Source organism: Pseudomonas sp. 31-12 (assembly GCF_003151075.1).
Taxonomy (GTDB): Bacteria; Pseudomonadota; Gammaproteobacteria; order Pseudomonadales; family Pseudomonadaceae; genus Aquipseudomonas.
In genome coordinates, this window is the sequence record NZ_CP029482.1 from 1281760 (window position 1) to 1301572 (window position 19813).

The 19813-nt window shown below is 60.7% G+C and carries 18 protein-coding genes; 11 read left to right on the top strand and 7 right to left on the bottom strand.

Going from position 1 to position 19813, the window contains the following annotated elements; all coding sequences use genetic code 11:
* Nucleotides 1-105 precede the first annotated feature (105 nt).
* The 6 genes from DJ564_RS05825 to DJ564_RS05850 all read left to right on the top strand — a co-directional run bounded on the left by DJ564_RS05825 (nucleotide 106) and on the right by DJ564_RS05850 (nucleotide 6506).
* Nucleotides 106-411 carry a DUF3649 domain-containing protein gene (locus tag DJ564_RS05825; RefSeq protein ID WP_109628047.1) on the top strand — a complete coding sequence of 102 codons (306 nt, stop codon included), beginning with the start codon at nucleotides 106-108 and terminating at the stop codon, nucleotides 409-411.
* A complete protein-coding gene (locus DJ564_RS05830; RefSeq protein ID WP_109628048.1) occupies nucleotides 408-1988 on the top strand; it encodes a PepSY domain-containing protein in 1581 nt (526 codons plus the stop codon). The genes DJ564_RS05825 and DJ564_RS05830 overlap by 4 nt, the downstream gene beginning before the upstream one ends.
* Nucleotides 1989-2312 (top strand): DUF3325 domain-containing protein, encoded by a 324-nt coding sequence (locus DJ564_RS05835; protein ID WP_109628049.1) that lies wholly within the window; start codon nucleotides 1989-1991, stop codon nucleotides 2310-2312.
* Complete coding sequence (locus tag DJ564_RS05840; protein WP_109628050.1) at nucleotides 2309-2875, top strand: RNA polymerase sigma factor; 567 nt, start codon at nucleotides 2309-2311, stop codon at nucleotides 2873-2875. The genes DJ564_RS05835 and DJ564_RS05840 overlap by 4 nt, the downstream gene beginning before the upstream one ends.
* Nucleotides 2872-3861: a FecR family protein gene (locus DJ564_RS05845; protein ID WP_109628051.1), complete on the top strand. Its 990-nt coding sequence runs from the start codon at nucleotides 2872-2874 to the stop codon at nucleotides 3859-3861. The genes DJ564_RS05840 and DJ564_RS05845 overlap by 4 nt, the downstream gene beginning before the upstream one ends.
* 215 nt (nucleotides 3862-4076) lie before the next feature.
* Nucleotides 4077-6506, top strand: a complete 2430-nt coding sequence (locus DJ564_RS05850) for a TonB-dependent receptor (RefSeq protein ID WP_109628052.1) — start codon at nucleotides 4077-4079, stop codon at nucleotides 6504-6506.
* 118 nt (nucleotides 6507-6624) lie between these two features.
* Here DJ564_RS05850 and DJ564_RS05855 read toward each other — a convergent pair whose 3' ends face one another.
* The gene (locus DJ564_RS05855; protein WP_109635950.1) at nucleotides 6625-7500 is read right to left on the bottom strand and encodes an AraC family transcriptional regulator; all 876 of its coding nucleotides are present in this window, start codon (nucleotides 7498-7500) and stop codon (nucleotides 6625-6627) included.
* A 276-nt stretch (nucleotides 7501-7776) separates the two neighbouring features.
* Between DJ564_RS05855 and DJ564_RS05860 the strand changes: the two genes are divergently transcribed.
* Complete coding sequence (locus DJ564_RS05860) at nucleotides 7777-8679, top strand: DMT family transporter (protein ID WP_109628053.1); 903 nt, start codon at nucleotides 7777-7779, stop codon at nucleotides 8677-8679.
* A 28-nt stretch (nucleotides 8680-8707) separates the two neighbouring features.
* Here the strand turns inward: DJ564_RS05860 and DJ564_RS05865 are convergent, their stop codons facing one another.
* The 5 genes from DJ564_RS05865 to DJ564_RS05895 all read right to left on the bottom strand — a co-directional run bounded on the left by DJ564_RS05865 (nucleotide 8708) and on the right by DJ564_RS05895 (nucleotide 13874).
* Entirely contained in the window at nucleotides 8708-9217 is a 510-nt protein-coding gene (locus tag DJ564_RS05865) for a DUF2165 family protein (RefSeq protein ID WP_109628054.1), read from the bottom strand.
* A 140-nt stretch (nucleotides 9218-9357) separates the two neighbouring features.
* Nucleotides 9358-10332 (bottom strand): D-glycerate dehydrogenase, encoded by a 975-nt coding sequence (locus tag DJ564_RS05870; protein ID WP_109628055.1) that lies wholly within the window; start codon nucleotides 10330-10332, stop codon nucleotides 9358-9360.
* A gap of 888 nt (nucleotides 10333-11220) precedes the next feature.
* Nucleotides 11221-11598, bottom strand: a complete 378-nt coding sequence (locus DJ564_RS05880) for a DUF6124 family protein (RefSeq protein WP_109628057.1) — start codon at nucleotides 11596-11598, stop codon at nucleotides 11221-11223.
* A gap of 614 nt (nucleotides 11599-12212) precedes the next feature.
* Nucleotides 12213-12578 (bottom strand): DUF6124 family protein, encoded by a 366-nt coding sequence (locus DJ564_RS05890; RefSeq protein ID WP_109628059.1) that lies wholly within the window; start codon nucleotides 12576-12578, stop codon nucleotides 12213-12215.
* A gap of 327 nt (nucleotides 12579-12905) precedes the next feature.
* Entirely contained in the window at nucleotides 12906-13874 is a 969-nt protein-coding gene (locus DJ564_RS05895) for a LysR family transcriptional regulator (protein ID WP_010463147.1), read from the bottom strand.
* Nucleotides 13875-14181: 307 nt separating this feature from the next.
* On the opposite strand from DJ564_RS05895, the gene DJ564_RS05900 reads away from it, so the two are divergent.
* From DJ564_RS05900 to DJ564_RS05915, 4 genes are all read left to right on the top strand, one after another.
* Nucleotides 14182-15681, top strand: a complete 1500-nt coding sequence (locus DJ564_RS05900) for an efflux transporter outer membrane subunit (RefSeq protein ID WP_109628060.1) — start codon at nucleotides 14182-14184, stop codon at nucleotides 15679-15681.
* A gap of 138 nt (nucleotides 15682-15819) precedes the next feature.
* A complete protein-coding gene (locus DJ564_RS05905; RefSeq protein ID WP_109628061.1) occupies nucleotides 15820-18012 on the top strand; it encodes an FUSC family protein in 2193 nt (730 codons plus the stop codon).
* The gene (locus tag DJ564_RS05910) at nucleotides 18002-18202 is read left to right on the top strand and encodes a DUF1656 domain-containing protein (protein WP_109628062.1); all 201 of its coding nucleotides are present in this window, start codon (nucleotides 18002-18004) and stop codon (nucleotides 18200-18202) included. The genes DJ564_RS05905 and DJ564_RS05910 overlap by 11 nt, the downstream gene beginning before the upstream one ends.
* A gap of 27 nt (nucleotides 18203-18229) precedes the next feature.
* The gene (locus DJ564_RS05915) at nucleotides 18230-19090 is read left to right on the top strand and encodes an HlyD family secretion protein (protein WP_109628063.1); all 861 of its coding nucleotides are present in this window, start codon (nucleotides 18230-18232) and stop codon (nucleotides 19088-19090) included.
* A gap of 40 nt (nucleotides 19091-19130) precedes the next feature.
* Here the strand turns inward: DJ564_RS05915 and DJ564_RS05920 are convergent, their stop codons facing one another.
* The gene (locus DJ564_RS05920) at nucleotides 19131-19802 is read right to left on the bottom strand and encodes a hypothetical protein (protein WP_162556176.1); all 672 of its coding nucleotides are present in this window, start codon (nucleotides 19800-19802) and stop codon (nucleotides 19131-19133) included.
* Between the last annotated feature and the right edge of the window lie 11 nt (nucleotides 19803-19813).

Sequence of the window (19813 nt, forward strand, 5' to 3'; positions counted from 1 at the left end):
CCCGGCAATCGGAACTGTTTTGCGTATGAGAATATTTATCATTAATATTGCGCGCTTGCTGGCCCGTGACTTTTACGCGGCCTCACCCGGTTTCAAGGTCGAAACATGAAAGGCAAAATCAGCACGCTTCCCGTTTCCTATCGATTGGCCGTCACTTCGCGAGTGCTGGCTGCGGTGTTGGGCGGCTATATCGTCGCGGCGCTGGCCAGTGTCAGCCTTAGTTTGTGGTTGCCGATGGCCCGCGCCGAAGCGGTGGTGACCGGGATGATGATCTCGTTTCTGGTCTATCTGGTCGCGGTGCTCTGGTGTTTTGCCTGTCGCAGCGCGTGGCAGGCCTGGTTCGGGTTGATCGTTCCGGGTCTGGTGCTGACAGCTGTTTCAGGGTTGGCGTACTGGATGGGCCACGCATGAAAGAAGGATTTCGTCAGGCGATGGCCTGGTTGCACACCTGGGCCGGGTTGACCTTCGGCTGGTTGCTGTTCGCGATTTTCCTGACCGGTACGCTCGCCTATTTCAAGGACGAGATCAGCCACTGGATGCAGCCCGAAATACCGGCGCGTTCGGTCACTGCCGAAACCAGTTTGACGCTGGCGCAACACTATCTGCAGCAGCACGCCCTGGGCGCCTCACGCTGGCTCATCGATTTGCCGAGTGCCCGAGAGCCTGGCCTGTCGGTGCGCTGGCAGCAGTCGCCGCCCAATCCAGGCGAGCGCGGCCGTTTCACTGAAAAACTGCTCGACCCGCAAACCGGCGCCGAAGTGCAGGGCCGCGAGACGATGGGCGGCGACTTCTTTTATCGCTTCCACTTCCAGTTGCAAATGCCTTATCCGTGGGGCCGCTGGTTGTCGACCATCGCGGCCATGGTGATGTTCATCGGCCTGATCACCGGGATCATCACCCACAAGAAAATCTTCAAGGACTTTTTCACCTTCCGCCCGCGCAAAGGCCAGCGCTCATGGCTGGACGGGCACAACGCCGTGGGCGTTCTGGTGCTGCCGTTTCACCTGATGATCACCTACAGCAGCCTGGTGATTTTCATGTCGATGGTGATGCCGGCGAGCATTCTGGCCTCGTACAAAGGGGATGTCCGGGCGTTTTTCGACGATGTGTTTCCAGCCTCCAGTACACCGGAACTGGCGGGAAAACCGGGGCAGTTGGCCCCCATGGCGCCACTGTTGGAACGGGCACGCGAGCAATGGGCGGGCGGTCGTGTGGAGCGCTTGACGGTGAACAATCCTGGGGATGCAAACGCCTCGGTGGTGCTGGTGCGTGACGGCGCGGATCGGGTGGTGCATGACGCGGGCAGCGCGGTGACGTTCAACGGCGTGACCGGGCAACAACTCAGCGCCACACCACAGCAACCGATGCCGATGGCGATTGCCGGCAGTTTTTATGGTTTGCACATGGGCCATTTTGCGAGCCCGGTGTTGCGCTGGTTGTACTTTATTTTCGGTCTGGCGAGCACCGCATTGATCGGCACCGGGCTGGTGGTCTGGCTCGGCAAGCGCCAGCTCAAGCATGCGAAAAGCGCCGTGATGCCCTTCGAACTGCGGTTGGTGGAAGTGCTGAACATCGCCAGCATGTCCGGGCTGGTGGTCGCAGTGGCGGCGTTCTTCTGGGCCAATCGGTTGCTGCCGGTTGAGATGGCCACTCGGTCGGATTGGGAAGTGAACAGCTTCTTCATCGTCTGGGGCTTTAGCGTGATTCACGCGGTGATCCGCCGTGGTCGCACGGCGTGGGTCGAACAATTGGCGTTGGCCGCGGTGCTGTTCTGCGGCGTGCCGCTATTGAACGCGCTGACCACGCCGTACCACTTGGGTGTGACGCTGGCTGAAGGCGACTGGACGCTCGCCGGGTTCGATCTGACGTGCCTGGGCAGTGGCCTGTTCCTGGCCTGGGCTGCCTGGAAAATGCAGCGTGTCGGGCAGACCGTTCGCATTGCCAAAGAACGCGCCCGACCGATCACGCTTGAGCAGAAGGTGAACTGAATGTTGCTGGCCTTGCTGCTGTGCTACGGCGGATTCACCGCGCTGTGTTTATCGATGGATCGGCATCACGTCGACCTGCTGGGGCGCAAGTCGTCGGCCCAGCGGCGTAAAGCATTCAAGCTGAGCGGCTGGTTGCTGCTGACGGTTTCCTTATGGGCGGCGGTGTCGCAAACCGGTTGGGGCCTCGGGTTGGTGGAGTGGTTCGCGGTGTTGATGCTCAGCGCCTTGCTGCTGGTGTGGTTGATGCCGTATCGCCCGCGCCTGGCCCTGGCGTTGGCCGGGTTGAGCCTGCTCGCCAGCCCCGTCGCCGTGTTTGCGCAATGATGATCACCAATCCACCTGAATCACACGATGAAGAGCATCGCGGTGCCCGTGCGCATTTTCTTCAGGTGTTCCTGTCCCAGCGTTCGCAGATGGAAGCGCTGGTGAGTCGGCGTGTCGGCTGCCGAGCGACCGCCGCCGACCTGGTCCAGGATTTGTTCCTGCGGTTCTGGCGGCGGCCGCTGGTGCAGGTCGAGGAGCTCAGCACTTACCTGTTGCGTTGCGCCGGCAACATCGCCATCGACCATTTGCGCAGCGAAGGCACGCGGGTTCGGGTCAACGAAGGCTGGATGCCGGATCAACCGGACAGCCAGGGCAGCGAACCACAAGCGGCACTGGAGGCGGGCAACGATCTGCGTCACGTCGAAGCGGCGTTGCGCGCGTTGCCGGAGCGCACCCGGCAAATCTTTCTGCTCAACCGCATCCACGGGCGCAAATACGCCGAGATCGCCAAGGCCATGGGCCTGTCCCAAAGCGCCGTGGAAAAACATATGATGCGCGCCCTCGATGCCTGCAAGGCCAGCCTGCAGGAACCGCCAACGCGCACGCCAAGGAAAGCACCGTGAATCAGCTTGACCGCGTCATCCCGACGCCCGCTCAGGAGCAGGCCGCGCTTGCCTGGCTGAGCCTGCTGCACGACCAGCCCAGCGGCGGCGATCAACTCACGTTCAGCCGCTGGCTGCAGGCTGATCCCGCCCACGCCGAGGCTTACGCCCAGGCGCAAGTGCTGTGGGAATTGAGCGAAGAGCCGGCGCGAACCTTGGCCGACGAAGACGCGTTCGCCTTGCAGGGTTACCTCAGTGCCATGAACCGGTCCCGCCGCACCCGTGTGCGGCGCTGGACTGGCGCGCTGGCCATGGCCGCGTGCCTGGTGTTGATGATCGGCCTTGGCGCAGGTTGGCAGCCGACGCGCTGGATCGATGATCTGGGGGCGGACTACGTGTCTGCACCGGGGGAAATTCGCACCGTGACGCTGGCCGATCAGTCGCAAGTCACGCTGGATGCCGACAGCGCCATCGCCGTGGATTTCAGTCGCGGTGAGCGCCACGTCCAGCTGCGTCGCGGTGCCGGATTTTTCAGCGTGACCCACACGGGCGATCCGTTTGTGGTGGACGCTGAAAAGGGCCAGGCGCGGGTGCTGGGCACGCAGTTTGAAGTGCGCCTGCAACCCCATGGCGCGCAGGTCACGGTGCTGTCCGGGCGGGTCGGTGTGACCGCGGACAAGCACGCCGAGCAGCAGGTTCTGAGCGCTGGCCAGCAAGTGGCGTATGGCGAAGGCTCGGCGGAAAAACTGCATGCCGTCGACAGTGAAGCGCAGTTGGCGTGGCGTCAGGGCTGGCTCAATTACTACAAGGTCACCCTGGCCGAGGTGGTGCAGGATTTGGGGCGGTATTACCCGGGGCGGATTGTGTTGCTCAATGATGAACTGGCGGCGCGGCGGGTGAGTGGCAGTTTCCCCAGCAAGGATCCGCAGGCGGTGTTGAGTTCGTTGCAAGGTGTGTTGGGGTTTGAGCAGACCAGCGTTTTGGGGCACCTGATTATTTTGCGGTGAGGCTACCGGCGTCTTCGCGAGCAAGCCCGCTCCCACAGTTGGAATGCATTCCCCTGTGGGAGCGGGCTTGCTCGCGAAGGCGCCAGATCAAACACCACTGAGCCCCAACTAAATTATTTTCAAAATTATGGTGAGGTAAACCCGATCCCCATCCGTGTAGTGACTGAAACTGCGAGTCATTCGCATCCCGTAGGTTCTACACAGGTCATTGAGCAATGAAGTCCAGGGCAAAATCGGGTTCGGTCAAACAGTGGTTGGGTGCTTCTGCACTGTGTATCTCGGCGTTGGCCTTGCTGCCATCGAGCGTCGCATCCGCCGCTGAGGCGGCCAACACGCAGCCGCTTACGCAGTTCAGTTTTGCTATCGCTGCCAAGCCGCTGCCCCAGGCCTTGAGCGACTTCAGCAGGGTCACTGGCATCAGCGTGGTCTACACCGATGAAGCGCCGTACGGTCTCACCGCCCCGGCGGTCAATGGCCAGTTGAACGCCGAGCAGGCCCTGCAGCGTTTGCTCGGCGGTTCGGGTTTCACCTTCCGCCGTAGCGACGCCCACACCCTGGTGCTTGAACCGCTGCCCACCGCCGGCACGTTGAATCTGGGCACCACCACCATCAACTCGGTGGCCGATCAAACCATGAGCTATCAGCCGCCGCCCACCAGTTCGGTGATGCGCTCGTCGGCCTTGCTCCAGGAAATCCCGCAGACCGTCAACGTCATCCCGGCCCAGGTGATTCGCGATCAGGCACCGCGCAATCTGGATGACGCGCTGGCCAACGTCAGCGGCATCACTCAGGGCAACACGCTGGCGAGCACCCAGGATTCGGTGATGACCCGCGGCTTCGGCGACAACCGCAACGGCTCGATCATGCGCGACGGCATGCCGATCGTGCAGGGCCGAGGCATGAACGCGACCGTGGACCGGGTCGAAGTGCTCAAGGGCCCGGCCTCGCTGCTGTACGGTATTCAGGACCCGGGCGGCGTGGTCAACATGGTCAGCAAGAAACCCGAACTGGAGCAATACAACGCCCTGACGCTGCGCGGTTCGACCTACGGCGACGGTAAAAACGGCAGCGGCGGCGGCCTCGACAGCACCGGCGCCCTTGGTGATTCCGGTTTCGCTTACCGCATGGTGCTGGACCACGAAGACGAAGATTACTGGCGCAACTTCGGCACTCACCGCGAGACGCTGGTGGCGCCGTCGCTGGCTTGGTTCGGCGAAAGCACCAAGCTGTTGTTCTCCTACGAACACCGCGAGTTCCTGACCCCGTTCGACCGCGGCACGGTCATCGACCCGCGCACCAATCACCCGTTGGACATCTCGCGCAATGAGCGCTTGGACGAGCCGTTCAACAACATGGAAGGCCGCTCGGACCTGTACCACTTCGAGGCTGATCACGAGCTCAACGACAACTGGAACGCCCACTTCGGCTACAGCTGGAACCGTGAAACCTACGACGCCAGCCAAGTGCGCGTCACCGCCATCGACACCCGACGCGGCACGCTGACCCGCAGCATGGACGGCACCCAGAACGCGATCAGCACCGACCGTTTCACCACCGCCAGCCTTGAAGGCAAGGTGAACGCGCTGGGCATGCAGCATGACCTGGTGTTCGGCGTCGATGACGAATACCGCAAGATCTACCGCGAAGACCTGATCCGCCAGAGAAGCCTGAGCACCTTCAGCTACGTCAACCCGGTCTATGGCCGCGAGGTCGCCGGCACCACGGTCAGCCCGGCGGACAGCGCGCAGACCGATGAGCTGCGCAGCGATTCGATCTTCCTGCAGGACTCGATCCACCTCACCGATCAATGGATTTTCGTCGCGGGCGCACGCTTTCAGGAATACGACCAGTACGCCGGCAAAGGCGTGCCGTTCCAGGCCAACACCGACAGCAACGGCCAAAAGTGGGTACCGCGCGCCGGTCTGGTCTATCGCTTCACCGATGAACTGTCGTTCTACGGCAGCTACACCGAATCGTTCAAACCCAACTCGACCATCGCGCCATTGAGCGGCAGCAGCACCGTGCTCGACGGCAGCGTGGCGCCGGAAGAGGCCAAGTCCTGGGAACTCGGCGCCAAGCTCGACATGCCGGGCCGCGTGACCGGTAACGTCGCGCTGTTCGACATCAAGAAACGCAACGTGCTGGTGGCCAACTCCGAAGGTCCGGTGACGATCTACAGCGCCGCCGGCGAAGTGCGCTCCCGTGGTCTGGAAGTGGACTTGACCGGCCAGCTCAGCGATCGCTGGAGCATGATCGGCAGCTATGCCTACACCGACGCCGAAGTCACCGAAGACCCGGTTTACAAGGGCAAAAAACTGCAAAACGTCGCGAAGAACAGTGGCTCGTTGTCGGCGGTCTATGACTTCGGGACCATTGTCGGCGGCGATCAATTGCGGGTCGGTGCAGGCGCGCGGTATGTCGGCGAGCGGGCGGGTAATGCCGTCAACGATTTCGACCTGCCGAGCTACACCGTGGCCGATGCCTTCGCGACCTACGACACCAAGGTTGAAGGGCAGAAGGTCAAGTTTCAGCTCAACGTGAAGAACCTGTTTGACCGCACGTACTACACCTCGGCGGCGAGCCGGTTCTTTGTGTCGATGGGGGATTCGCGTCAGATTTCACTGTCCAGCACGTTGGAGTTCTGACCGAAAACCGCGTCATCGTTCTTCGCGAGCAAGCCCGCTCCCACAGGGAAACGCATTCCAAATGTGGGAGCGGGCTTGCTCGCGAAAGCGGCCTCCCAGCCACTGCAGATCTGCAGTTCTAACGCAAAAACGCCTGACGATATTCCCCAGGCGTCCCACCCAAAACCTGCCGAAACCGATTGGTGAAATGACTTGCACTGGCAAACCCGCACGCCAATGCAATCTCCCCCAGAGGCTGCGAAGTCGAACGCAACAACTCCTGCGCCCGACTCAATCGCCGCGCCAACACATACTGATGCGGCGGCAAGCCAAAGCTCTCCCGGAACATCCGCGCGAAATGATATTCCGACAGCGCACACAGCGCCGCCAATTGACCCAGGCTGATCGCCTCGGCCAATTGATTGTCGATGAACTCCACCAACTGCCGCCGCTGATGCGCCGCCAGTCCACCCTTGAGCCGCAAGCCCTCACGCATCCCGACCTGGCCGAGCAACACGTGGCTGAGCATTTCGTGAGCGAGGCTGCTGGTGAGCAAGCGCTCGCCGGGTTCGTCCCAGTTGAGCGTGAGCATCTGCCGAAAGCGCCGGGCTTGTGCCGGGTCATCAAGAAAAGTCGCTTCGCGCAATTGCAGTTCGCGCGGCTCGCGGTCCAGCAGCGTGACGCAGCCGAGGGCGAATTGCTCGGGGCTGAAATACACGTGGGCCAGGCGAATGTCGCCGTTGATTACCCAGCCTGACTGATGCTCGGCCGGCAGGATGCACAGCTTGTCCGGGCCGCCCTTGGTGCCGGGCTGGTCGCGACGGAAAGTGCCGGTGCCGCCGGCGATGTAGCAGGACAAGGTGTGGTGGCTTGGCGCCTCATAGTCCTGGGCATCGTGATGGTTGCTCCACAAGGCTGCAGCCATGCCGTCACCGAGCTCGGCGCTGTGCTCGAGGCGAGCATTGGGCGAGCGGTTGAGGGCTTGAAAGACTTGCAGGGTTTCCAGTGCGGGCATGATCGCTTTCTCTCCGACGCCTTGCATCCTACTCCGTAGACTTTGCGCTGCCAGCCTCTGCCACGACAAAAGCGCAAGTTTATGCAAGTGCGCCCACGATCAGCGCAGCACACTGGATCCCTAATCAGGCAATGCACTGTGGCGAGGGAGCTTGCTCCCGCTTGAGTGCGCAGCACTCACAATAACTGGAGAAACTTGCCAGGATGGGGCCGCTACGCAGCCCGGCGCGAGCAAGCTCGCTCGCCACACCGCATTGCCCATTCCGGAGCTGTCGCCATGAACCTTTCGTTGTACTTGTTGACCGTGCTGATCTGGGGCACCACCTGGATTGCCTTGAAATGGCAGCTGGGCGTGGTGGCCATTCCCGTGTCGATCGTCTATCGCTTCGGCCTTGCTGCGCTGGTGCTGTTCGTCCTGTTGCTGCTCAGCCGACGCCTGCAAGTGATGAACCGTCGCGGGCATTTGATCTGTCTGGCTCAGGGACTGTGCCTGTTCTGCATCAACTTCATGTGCTTCCTGACCGCCAGTCAGTGGATACCCAGCGGTCTGGTCGCCGTGGTGTTTTCCACCGCCACGTTGTGGAATGCACTCAATGCGCGGGTGTTCTTCGGCCAGAAAATCGCCCGCAACGTGTTGATGGGCGGTGCACTGGGTTTGTTCGGCCTTGGCTTGCTGTTCTGGCCCGAGTTGGCCGGTCATACCGCCAGCCCGGAAACCTTGCTCGGCCTGGGTTTGGCGCTGCTCGGCACCCTGTGTTTCTCGGCCGGCAACATGCTCTCGAGCCTGCAACAGAAGGCCGGTTTGAAGCCGCTGACCACCAACGCCTGGGGCATGGCGTATGGCGCTGCGATGTTGTCGGTGTGGTGCCTGGTCAGGGGCATTCCATTCGACATGGAATGGAACGCGCGCTATATCGGCTCGCTGCTGTACCTAGTGATTCCGGGTTCGGTCATCGGCTTCACCGCGTACTTGACGCTGGTCGGGCGTATGGGGCCGGAGCGAGCGGCCTATTGCACCGTGCTGTTCCCGGTCGTGGCACTGAATGTCTCGGCATTTGCCGAAGGTTATCAATGGACCGCACCGGCATTGGTCGGGTTGGTGTTGGTGATGCTGGGCAACGTGCTGGTCTTTCGCAAGCCCAGGGCGCGAGTGTTGCAGCGGACTGGCAATCTGGTCTGACAAATCTGGAGGTCGAGCGCGTTACTGTTCAGCGCTCAATCTTTAATGCGATATACATCAGTAACGGCAACATGAAATCGACAATATGCCGAGCCCAATCCTTGGCATTCCATGTTTGCGATCTATCCATGTCGAACCATTCGACGCCCACGACCTGCAAACAGACGTAATAGATGAATAAACCGATCAATAGACCCATTATCGAGAATTTTTTTGCTTCATGGAATTCGCAGGCCGACGCATGCAGTTTTCGATAAAGGTGATAAGTGCCGACCAGGCAGTAAACGGTGTAGGTCACTTCGAGGGTGATGATGAGCCAGTAAATGCGATGGTGCAGCATGGGCGAAGTAATGGCCCGGTAGGTTGTTCGTTCATTGTTGTTGGTCGTGTCCATGCTCAGGACATGGGCAACATATTCGTAGTTCGTGGTGTAGTCGGTGAAGTTGCTATACATCACCAAAAGTCCAAAAAAGCTTATATAAGCCATCAGTGCAATCTTGCTGATTCTGATGATCTTTTCAGTTGTGTAGTTGTTCAAGTTGATGGTTCTCCATGTACATAGTCCGGGGTCGGGCAAGTAAAGGAGAGTCTAAAGTGCTTAACTTTTTTTCGTCGGTTGACTGAATTGCAAGTTGTGTAAAGAAACGGGCAGACACTTATAGTGTCTGCCCGTTTTAGTCAGCCTTTCCAGACTTGCGGATTGACCAGATCCTGTGGCCGCTCGCCCAGCAGAGCGCTGCGCAGGTTACCCAGCGCGCGGTTGGCCATGGCTTCGCGGGTTTCATGGGTGGCGGAGCCGATATGCGGCAATGTCACCGCGTTTTTCAGCTGGAACAACGGCGACTCGGCCAGTGGTTCTTTCTCGTAGACGTCAAGCCCCGCGCCGCGAATGCGGTTGTTTTGCAGCGCTTCGATCAGGGCAGGTTCATCGACGACCGGGCCGCGGGCGATGTTGACGAGGATGGCGCTTGGCTTCATCAGGGCCAGTTCGCGGTGGCTGATCAGGTGTCGGGTTTTTTCGCTGAGCGGGACGACCAGGCAGACGAAATCGGCTTCGGCCAGCAGTTCGTCAAGGCTGCGGAATTGCGCGCCGAGTTCTTGTTCCAGCTGAGTCTTGCGGCTGTTGCCGCTGTAGAGGATCGGCATGTTGAAGCCCAGGCGACCTCGACGGGCAATGGCGGCGCCGATGTTGCCCATGCCGACGATGCCCAGGGTTTTGCCGTGTACATCGCAGCCAAACAGCGGTGCGCCGACGGTGGCTTGCCATTGGCCGGCCTTGGTCCAGGCATCGAGTTCGGCGACGCGGCGGGCGCTGCTCATGAGCAGGGCGAAGGCCAGGTCGGCGGTGCTTTCGGTGAGGACGTCTGGGGTGTTGGTCAGCATGATCCCGCGTTCGTTGAAGTAGGCAACGTCGTAGTTGTCGTAGCCGACGGAGACGCTGGAGACGACTTCGAGTTTGGCGGCGTTTTCCAGTTGCGCGCGGCCGAGTTTGCGACCGACGCCGATCAGGCCGTGGGCGTGGGGCAGGGCTTCGTTGAATTGGGCGTTGATGTCGCCGTTTTTCGGGTTGGGGACGATGACGTTGAAGTCTTGCTTGAGGTGTTCGACCATTTCCGGGGTGACGCGGCTGAAGGCGAGGACGGTCTTTTTCATGGGAGGAGGGCTCGTCGGGGCTTGGTGAATGCCAAGCACGCTAACATTCTTCTCCGTTGTTGTGCGAGTCTGCGGATTGACCGGGAGTTTCTGTGGGAGCTGGCTTGCCAGCGATGGCGGCCTTCGGGCCGACCATGTTGTGGTTGACCGGGTACATATCCATTCCTGCGGTTACGGCGGCTGGCGGTTTCGCCCTTACGGCGACTCACTTTTTTTTCAAACGCCAAAAAAAAGTAAGCAAAAAAAGGCTCGCCCCAAACGTCCGGCCCCTCGCCTGGGCTCGGCGTTCCTTCGCTCCGGTATCCATCCGGGGACACTGCCCTCCGGTCTGCTTCGCGACGACCTACATGCAGCGTGTTCGACTGCGTCGAACGGCGCTGCGCGCCACTCCCCGGATGAACACCTCCACTCAGCCTCCCGACGGGGCGGGTGGATCAAGATCAAGAGCTGCAGGCGAGCTAACGCTCGGCCTGATGAGTGGTGAGAAGCGCTTGGTGTACGCCGATCCATTGTGGGAGCTGGCCTGCCAGCGATGGCGGCCCGACAGCCGACCAATATCTTGCAGGTATACACCAAACCCCTGTGGGAGCTGGCCTGCCAGCGATGGCGGCCTGACAGCCGACCAATATCTTGCAGGTATACGCCGAACCCCTGCGGGAGCTGGCCTGCCAGCGATGGCGGCCTGACAGCCGACCAATTTCTTGCAGGTGAACACCAAACCCTGTGGGAGCTGGCTTGCCTGCGATGGCGGCCTGACAGCCGATCAATCTCTTGCAGATGTACGCCGAACCCTTGTAGGAGTGAGCCTGCTCGCGATGGCGGAGTGTCAGACGACATCAATGCTGGATGTCAGACCGCCATCGCGGGCAAGCCCGGCTCCTACAGGTATTAGCTGTGTGGCGCAGGTTTTGGTACTGCGACGTTATCCAGCATCCGGTTCGCTGCCAGTTCGGCCAGCATTACGATCTGTTGAATGGCCATTGCCTTGTGCCGGTGCGGGCCTTCCAGATAGTCCGCGAAGTCGCTCGCCATCACGCTGGCCTGGGCCAATGACTCGCAGGTGTGGGCCAGCAGGTCTTCGTCTTTGATGTCCGGTGCGATCAAAAACATCGTGCTGGGTTTGCGGTTGGCAGGGGATTTGAGGGCGGCGGGGTTGAGGTAGTGATCCAGCGCGCGTTCAGCGGCGTCGTGGAATTTTTTGGAATCGAGGGATTCGTAGGGGGAAACGTCATCGGTTTCCGGAGGATTCGGAGTTTCTTTAATCATTTGGCAAAGATCCTTAGAGTCGAGGAGTTGCCACTTTTCGTTTTCCAGACGAAAGGGTGGCAGCTGTACGCGGACTGGAAAAACCGAGAAAGGATCAAACCCGGCAGACCCGAAGGTCTCCCACGTACAGCCGCCATAACTCAAATCGCGGTGCTGAAAAAGCGCCGCATTATGTCATGCGCTGTGATCCTTCTTCGGGTTTTCCAGACCCGATCGCTGAAATGCCAGCGACCCACAAAGCCTACCCATTTCCCGTCCGACCCAACAACCGACAGAACCCGTCGGAAACATTCCCCAAAATCACCGCGTCTGTAGGACTGTGAAATCAGTTCGCCACCCGACCCACCCAGAAGGGGCGGGCAGATCAAGATCAAAAGCTGCAGGCGAGCTAACGCTCGGCCTGTTGAGTGGTGAGAGGCGGGTGTATGCCGCGCTCTTGTAGGAGCGAGGCTTGCCCGCGAAGGCGGCCTGACAGCCGACCAATCTCTTGCAGATGTACCCAATTCAATTGTGGGAGCGGGCTTGCTCGCGAAGGCGGTGGATCAGTCGATATCAATGTTGAATGACCCGCTTTCGCGAGCAAGCCCGCTCCCACATTGGGATTAGCCGTGCGGCTAAGGTTTTGGTATGGCGACGTTATCCAGCATCCGGTTTGCGGCCAGTTCAGCCAGCATGACGATCTGTTGAATGGCCATTGCCTTGTGCCGGTGCGGGCCTTCCAGATAGTCCGCGAAGTCGCTCGCCATCACGCTGGCTTGGGCCAATGACTCGCAGGTGTGGGCCAGCAGGTCTTCGTCTTTGATGTCCGGTGCGATCAAAAACATCGTGCTGGGTTTGCGGTTGGCAGGGGATTTGAGGGCGGCGGGGTTGAGGTAGTGATCCAGCGCGCGTTCGGCGGCTTCGTTGAGTTTTTTGGAATCGAGGGATTCGTAAGGGGAAACGTCGTCGGTTTCCGGAGGGTTCGGTGTTTCTTTGATCATAAAAAATTACTCGATATGGGATTAATCGAGCTGCCATTTTCGTTTCCAAGCGAAAGGGTGGCAGCCATGCGCGGTCTGGAAAACCGGATATCCCACCAAAACCGGCAGACCCGAAGGTCTCCCGCGCACAGCCGCCATAACAAGGAATTGCGTGCAGAAAAAAGCGCCGCAGTATGCCATGTGCTGTGATGGGAATATCAGGTTTCCAAGCCTGGCCGCTGATTTTGCAGCGACCCACAAAGCCTACCCATTTCCCGTCCGACCCAACAACCGACAGAACCCGTCGGAAACATTCCCCAAAATCACCGCGTCTGTAGGACGGTGAAATCAGTTCGCCACCCGAACCCCGCCCAGACTCCCACTCAATTCATACGCCACCAATTCCGCCTGATGCGCCGCCAGTATTTCCGGCAGTGACCCGCGCAAGTACTCGACCCACGTCTTGATCTTCGCGTCCAGGTACTGCCGCGACGGGTAGATCGCATACAGATTCAGTTCCTGCGAGCGGTAGTTCGGCATCACTCGCACCAGCGTGCCGTTGCGCAAGCCTTCGATCGCCGCGTACACCGGCAACACGCCGACGCCCATGCCGCTGATGATCGCGGTTTTCATCGCGTCAGCCGAGTTCACCAGGAATGGCGAGCTGTTGATGGTGACCATTTCCTGGCCTTCCGGACCGTCGAAGGTCCATTTCTCCAGCGGGATCACCGGGCTCACCAGACGCAGGCACGCGTGGTTGAGCAAGTCGCTGGGTTTGTGTGCGCAGCCGTTGGCTTTCACATAAGCGGGCGAGGCGCAGACGATGCTGTAGGTGATGCCCAGGCGCTGGGAGACGAAGCCCGAGTCCGGCAGTTCGCTGGCCAGCACGATGGAGACGTCGTAACCCTCGTCGAGCAAGTCCGGCACGCGGTTGGCCATGGTCAGGTCGAAGGTCACGTCCGGGTGAGTCTTGCGATAGCGGGCGATGGCGTCGATCACGAAGTGCTGGCCGATGCCGGTCATGGTGTGCACTTTGAGCTGCCCGGCCGGGCGCGCGTGGGCGTCGCTGGCTTCGGCTTCGGCTTCTTCGACGTAGGCCAGGATCTGCTCGCAGCGCAACAGATAGCGCTTGCCGGCCTCGGTCAGGGCGATGCGGCGGGTGGTGCGGTTGAGCAGGCGGGTTTGCAGGTGGGCTTCCAGATTGGAGACCGCGCGCGAGACGTTGGCCGTGGTGGTGTCGAGTTGCACGGCGGCGGCGGTGAAGCTGCCGGCCTCGGCCACGTAACTGAAGGCGCGCATGTTTTGCAAAGTGTCCATGGGGTGCTCTCGGGTGCGATGGCAAATTGTGACACAAGGTTTCAGAGACTGAGACCCCGACCAAGGGATTATCGCGTTAACGGTAACAAAGATTCACAGGATTCCCAGCTTATCGCCACTAAGACCCACCCCTAGAATTGCGTCGCTGCATGAAACCCTGTGGGAGCGAGCTTGCTCGCGATGGCGGTGGGGCAGGCAGCATCAATGTCAGCCGTAACGGCCTCATCGCGAGCAAGCTCGCTCCCACAAAGATCGCGTTGCCCGCTCTACCAATATCGTGCCTTCTCCATTTCAGGAATTTTCAGCAGTGCCGCGTCGCATCAACAGAGCGCTTCAGACGCTCAGTGTTCTGGCTTTATCCCTGACCCTCAGCGGCTGCATCGGAACCGGAGGAATTGCCCCGCAGGGCCAGGCACTGGAGGCCAATTCACTGGCCACCGACGACGCCATCCAGAGCGCCGCGCAGGACGCTCACTGGCCAACCGCGCAATGGTGGCAGGCCTATGGCGACCCGCAATTGAACCGCTGGATCGACCTCGCCGTGCAAGGCAGCCCGACCATGGCCATGGCCGCCGCGCGGGTGCGGCAGGCCAAGTCCATGGCCGGTATCGCCGAGTCCGCCGAGTCGTTGCAGATCAATGGCGAATCCACCCTCAAGCGCCACAACTGGCCCACGGATCAGTTTTATGGACCGGGCGAGTTGGCCAACTCGACGACCTGGGACAACAACGCCGCGCTGGGTTTCAGCTACGCCCTCGACCTTTGGGGCCGCGAAAGCAACGCCACCGAGCGCGCCGTGGACATGGCGCACATGACGGCCGCCGAAGCGCGTCTGGCTCAGCTCGAACTGCAGAACAACATCGTGCGCGCCTACATCGAACTGTCGTTGCATTACGCGCAGCGGGACATTGTCGAGGCGACCCTGAAACAGCAGCAGCAGATTCTCGATCTGGCGCAAAAACGCCTGAGCGGTGGCATCGGCACCCATTTCGAAGTCAGCCAGGCGGAAGCCCCGCTGCCGGAAACCCATCGCCAGATCGACGCGCTGGACGAAGAAATCGCCCTAAGCCGCAACCAGCTTGCAGCTCTCGCAGGGAAAGGCCCGGGCGAGGGCGCGCAGTTGCAGCGGCCCACGTTATCGTTGGCCGCGCCGCTGAAACTGCCGTCGTCTTTGCCCGCGCAATTGCTCGGCCAACGCCCGGACGTGGTTGCCAGTCGCTGGCAAGTGGCGGCCCAGGCGCGGGGCATCGATGTCGCCCACGCCGGTTTCTACCCCAACGTCGATCTGGTCGGCAGCCTCGGCTACATGGCCACCGGCGGTGGGGCGCTGGAGTTTTTGACCGGCAAGAAACTCAACTACAGCGTCGGTCCCGCGATCTCGTTGCCGATCTTCGATGGCGGGCGCTTGCGCTCGGAGCTGGGCGAAGCCTCGGCCGGGTACGACATTGCCGTGGCCCGGTACAACCAGACGCTGGTCAACGCGCTGAAAAACATCTCCGACCAGTTGATCCGCCGCGAGTCCATGGACAAGCAGCAAACCTTCGCCGCCGAGTCCGTGGCCACCGCGCAGAAGACTTACGACATCGCGATGATCGCGTATCAGCGCGGGCTCACCGATTACCTCAACGTGCTCAATGCGCAGACTTTGTTGTTGAAGCAACAGCAGGTGCAGCAGCGGGTTCAGGCGGCGCGGCTAAGTGCTCATGCTGAATTGGTGACGGCGCTCGGTGGAGGGCTTGGTGCAGGTAACGATGTGCCGGAAGACAGCCGCACCCAGGCACCGAAAACCCCGATGCTACTTAAGTGAACACAAACCCTGTGGGAGCCAGCCTGCTGGCGATTGCGGTGCGTCAGGTGACATCAGCATCGACTGACACACTGCAATCGCCAGCAGGCTGGCTCCCACAGGGATCTCATCTGGCTGAATATCAATGAGCAGGATTCCATGACTCCCTCGCCCGCACCTCTGCGCTGGCTGTATTCCCTTGAATGGCGCCGGGGTTTCTTCGACTGGGCACGCAGTGATGGCGTGACCTGGGTCTACATTTTCAAGGTGCTGATCGCCGCGTTCCTGACCCTGTGGCTGGCGATGCGCCTGGAATTGCCGCAACCGCGCACGGCGATGATCACCGTGTTCATCGTCATGCAGCCGCAAAGCGGCCAGGTATTCGCCAAGAGTTTTTACCGCTTCCTGGGCACTCTGGCCGGGTCGGCGGTGATGGTCGCGTTGATTGCCTTGTTCGCCCAGAACACCGAACTGTTCCTCGGCTCGCTGGCGATCTGGGTCGGCATCTGCTCGGCCGGTGCGGCGCGTTATCGCAACTTTCGCGCCTACGGTTTCGTGCTCGCCGGGTACACCGCCGCGATGGTCGGTTTGCCCGCGTTGGCCCACCCGGACGGCGCCTTCATGGCGGCGGTTTGGCGGGTGCTGGAAATCTCCTTGGGCATTCTCTGCGCCACCGTGGTCAGCGCCGCGATCCTGCCGCAAACCGCCAGCGCGGCGATGCGCAACGCCTTGTATCAGCGCTTCGGTGTGTTCGCCTTGTTCGTCACCGATGGCCTGCGCGGTCGCAGCAAACGGGACGCTTTCGAAGCCAGCAACGTGCGCTTTATCGCCGAAGCGGTCGGCCTGGAAGGGCTGCGCAGCGTCACTGTGTTCGAGGATCCACACATGCGTCGGCGCAACGGCCGACTGAGTCGCTTGAACAGTGAATTCATGGGCATCACCACGCGGTTCAACGCCTTGCACCAACTGCTCGAACGCTTGCGCAGCAGCGGCGCTGACCACGTGGTGGCGGCCATCAAGCCGGGGTTGCAGGACCTGGCGGAATTGCTCGACGGCTTCAGCGGTCGCGCCTTGACCAGCCCCGACGCCGCACGCCTGACCAGCGCATTGGCGATCTACAAGGAGCACCTGCCGACGCGGGTGCGTAGCCTGCGGGCGATCTTTCAGGAGCGCGAGCCGAGCGACGCCGAGCAGCTCGATTTCCACACCGCCTACGAACTGCTTTATCGCTTCGTCGACGAGTTGCACAGTTATGCACAGACCCACGCTTCGCTGGCCGATCACAGCCATGCCCGGGAGCAATGGGACGAGCCCTTCACTCCGCAAACCAACTGGATGGCCTCGGCGGCTTCGGGGATTCGTGCAGCATTCATTCTGGTCGTACTCGGCAGCTATTGGGTGGCGACGGCGTGGCCGAGCGGGGCGACGATGACGCTGATCGCCGCGGCTACTGTCGGTCTTTCTGCCGCGACGCCGAACCCCAAGCGCATGGCATTCCAGATGGCGTGCGGGACTTTCCTCGGGGCGCTGATCGGCTTCGTCGAGATGTTTTTCATCTTCCCGTGGATCGACGGTTTTCCATTGCTGTGCGTGATGCTCGCACCGGTGATCGTGCTCGGCTCATTCCTCACTTCGCGGCCGCAATACGCCGGTGTCGGCCTCGGCTTGCTGATCTTCTTCAGCACCGGTTCGGTGCCGGACAACCTCACCGTCTACAACCCTTACGCGTTCATCAACGACTACATCGCCATGGTGCTCGGCATGCTGGTGTGCGCCGCGGCCGGGGCAATCATTCTGCCGCCGAACAGCCGCTGGTTGTGGCGTCGGCTGGAGCAGGATTTGCGCAGGCAAGTGGTCTATGCAATCAGCGGCAAGCTCAAGGGCCTGGCCTCGAGTTTCGAAAGCCGTACCCGGGACTTGCTGCATCAGGCCTACGGTCTCGCGGTGGGTCAGCCGCAGGTACAACGGGACTTGCTGCGCTGGATGTTCGTGGTGCTGGAGGTCGGCCACGCGATCATCGAGTTGCGCAAGGAACAGGCAATTCTGCCGGTGCATCCGGCCTATGCCGAATCTCAACCGTGGCGCCAGGCAATCCGCGTGATGGGCCGCTCGCTGGTGCGGCTGTTTCTGCAACCGAGCCAGAGCAATCTGGAGCGCGGATTGATTGCGGTCGACCATGCGATCAGTCGCGTGCAGGCCACTGACGAACCCTTTGCACCGCATTTCGACACCTCGGCTTTACGTCGGGTGAAGAGCTATCTGCACTTCATTCGTACGTCGCTGCTCGACCCGCAATCACCGCTCAGCGCCTATGCAACAACCCATTCCCAAGGACTTGAACATGCCTCGTGAAATCGCCTTCCACGGCGTGTACATGCCGACGATGACGCTGATGTTTTTCATCGCCGCGGCGCTGGCCTGGGCGCTGGACCGATTCCTGTCCGGGTTCGACCTGTACCGTTTTTTCTGGCACCCGGCGCTGCTGCGCCTGAGCCTGTTTAGCTGTCTGTTCGGCGCCCTGGCGCTGACTGTCTACCACTGACTCTCTATCTCTGAAGAAAAGGCACCGATGAAAAAGCTTTTCAGCCTGCTCGCCACCCTGTTGGTGCTGGCCCTCGCCCTATGGATCGGCCGCACCCTCTGGGTGCATTACATGGACACGCCGTGGACGCGCGACGGCCGGGTGCGCGCCGACATCATCAACGTCGCCGCCGACGTCACCGGCGAAGTGGTGGACGTGCCAGTGCGCGACAACCAACAGGTGAAAAAGGGCGATTTGCTGATGCGCATCGACCCCGGGCACTACCGCATCGCGGTCAAACAGGCGCAGGCATTGGTGGCTTCACGCAAGTCAACGTGGGAAATGCGCAAGGTCAACGCCCATCGCCGCGCCGACATGGATGCCCTGGTGATCTCCAAAGAAAACCGCGACGACGCCAGCAACATCGCCGACTCGGCCCTGGCCGATTACCAGCATGCCCAGGCGCAACTGGAAGCGGCCGAACTGAACCTCAAACGCACTGAGGTCCGCGCGGCGGTGGACGGTTATGTGACGAACCTCAACGTGCATCGGGGCGACTACGCGCGCATCGGCGAAGCGAAAATGGCCGTGGTCGATATGAACTCGTTCTGGGTGTATGGCTTCTTCGAGGAAACCAAGCTGCCGCACGTGCGGGTGGGCGACAAGGCCGACATGCAGTTGATGAGCGGCGAAGTGTTGAAAGGGCATGTGGAAAGTATTTCTCGCGGGATCTACGACCGCGATAACCCGGAAAGTCGCGAGCTGATTGCGGATGTGAACCCGACGTTCAATTGGGTACGCCTGGCGCAGCGGGTGCCAGTGCGGATTCACATTGATGAGGTGCCGGAGGGGGTGCTGTTGGCGGCGGGGATTACGTGCACGGTGGTGGTAAAGCAGGGTTCCGAATAGCAGGCAGCATTTGGTGAGCTCGCCTGCGCCTTACTTGCCGTCAGGCTTTGCGCAACGCATCGAATTCGGTGTCTGCATGTTGGCCATTGACCAGGAGGATTCCGGCAGTGCCGAACTTTGAGCTGGGCGTCCCGTCGGGATTGAAGATCGCCACAAAACCGTGTTTCATTTCGTCCTGCGCCAGCGCATGGCCGGCGACCAGAATCCGGCCGTTGGACAGGATGTGGCAATCTTTCAGAGCGGTGGAGGCTGTTCCATCGGGCAGTTTTATTTCAACCCGTCCCTCTTTACCGAACGTTTTTACCGGGAAGCCCAGTGCGTCAAATTTGAGAAGCGTTGCTGTTTCAACGTTGAGCAGGGCTGTTACGTAGTTGGCTCCGACGATAATGCTTCCGCCCGCAAGGGTTCTAATCACTGGGGATTCGCCAATGCAGGGATGGCAGCCACTGGTGTTTTTGACGATGACTCGTCCATCGTCACCGAATTTTTTGTCCCAGCTTCCGCGGCTATCAATGCACAGAATCTCTATGTGTGGATCCAGGCAGTCAGGTGATGTTGACCAGCCAACCATAAAGACCCGGCCGTCGCCCACGGCAGTTTTAGTGCCACCGGCATTGCCTGGAGTAGCGAATTTAATCTGCTCCGGATCCCAACTTTCATGACGGTCTCGCGCTATGCGGTGGGGAATATTGGGTAGGGGCTGGGCCATCATGTCGACTCCCT

What these genes read in the sequence shown, in the direction of transcription:
- DJ564_RS05870 (WP_109628055.1), bottom strand. Translation starts at nt 10,332, where the DNA reads ATGAAAAAGACCGTCCTCGCCTTCAGCCGCGTCACCCCGGAAATGGTC.
- DJ564_RS05830 (WP_109628048.1), top strand. Translation starts at nt 408, where the DNA reads ATGAAAGAAGGATTTCGTCAGGCGATGGCCTGGTTGCACACCTGGGCC.
- DJ564_RS05840 (WP_109628050.1), top strand. Translation starts at nt 2,309, where the DNA reads ATGATGATCACCAATCCACCTGAATCACACGATGAAGAGCATCGCGGT.
- DJ564_RS05850 (WP_109628052.1), top strand. Translation starts at nt 4,077, where the DNA reads ATGAAGTCCAGGGCAAAATCGGGTTCGGTCAAACAGTGGTTGGGTGCT.
- DJ564_RS05920 (WP_162556176.1), bottom strand. Translation starts at nt 19,802, where the DNA reads ATGATGGCCCAGCCCCTACCCAATATTCCCCACCGCATAGCGCGAGAC.
- DJ564_RS05910 (WP_109628062.1), top strand. Translation starts at nt 18,002, where the DNA reads ATGCCTCGTGAAATCGCCTTCCACGGCGTGTACATGCCGACGATGACG.
- DJ564_RS05880 (WP_109628057.1), bottom strand. Translation starts at nt 11,598, where the DNA reads ATGATTAAAGAAACTCCGAATCCTCCGGAAACCGATGACGTTTCCCCC.
- DJ564_RS05855 (WP_109635950.1), bottom strand. Translation starts at nt 7,500, where the DNA reads ATGCCCGCACTGGAAACCCTGCAAGTCTTTCAAGCCCTCAACCGCTCG.
- DJ564_RS05860 (WP_109628053.1), top strand. Translation starts at nt 7,777, where the DNA reads ATGAACCTTTCGTTGTACTTGTTGACCGTGCTGATCTGGGGCACCACC.
- DJ564_RS05895 (WP_010463147.1), bottom strand. Translation starts at nt 13,874, where the DNA reads ATGGACACTTTGCAAAACATGCGCGCCTTCAGTTACGTGGCCGAGGCC.
- DJ564_RS05835 (WP_109628049.1), top strand. Translation starts at nt 1,989, where the DNA reads ATGTTGCTGGCCTTGCTGCTGTGCTACGGCGGATTCACCGCGCTGTGT.
- DJ564_RS05890 (WP_109628059.1), bottom strand. Translation starts at nt 12,578, where the DNA reads ATGATCAAAGAAACACCGAACCCTCCGGAAACCGACGACGTTTCCCCT.
- DJ564_RS05905 (WP_109628061.1), top strand. Translation starts at nt 15,820, where the DNA reads ATGACTCCCTCGCCCGCACCTCTGCGCTGGCTGTATTCCCTTGAATGG.
- DJ564_RS05915 (WP_109628063.1), top strand. Translation starts at nt 18,230, where the DNA reads ATGAAAAAGCTTTTCAGCCTGCTCGCCACCCTGTTGGTGCTGGCCCTC.
- DJ564_RS05825 (WP_109628047.1), top strand. Translation starts at nt 106, where the DNA reads ATGAAAGGCAAAATCAGCACGCTTCCCGTTTCCTATCGATTGGCCGTC.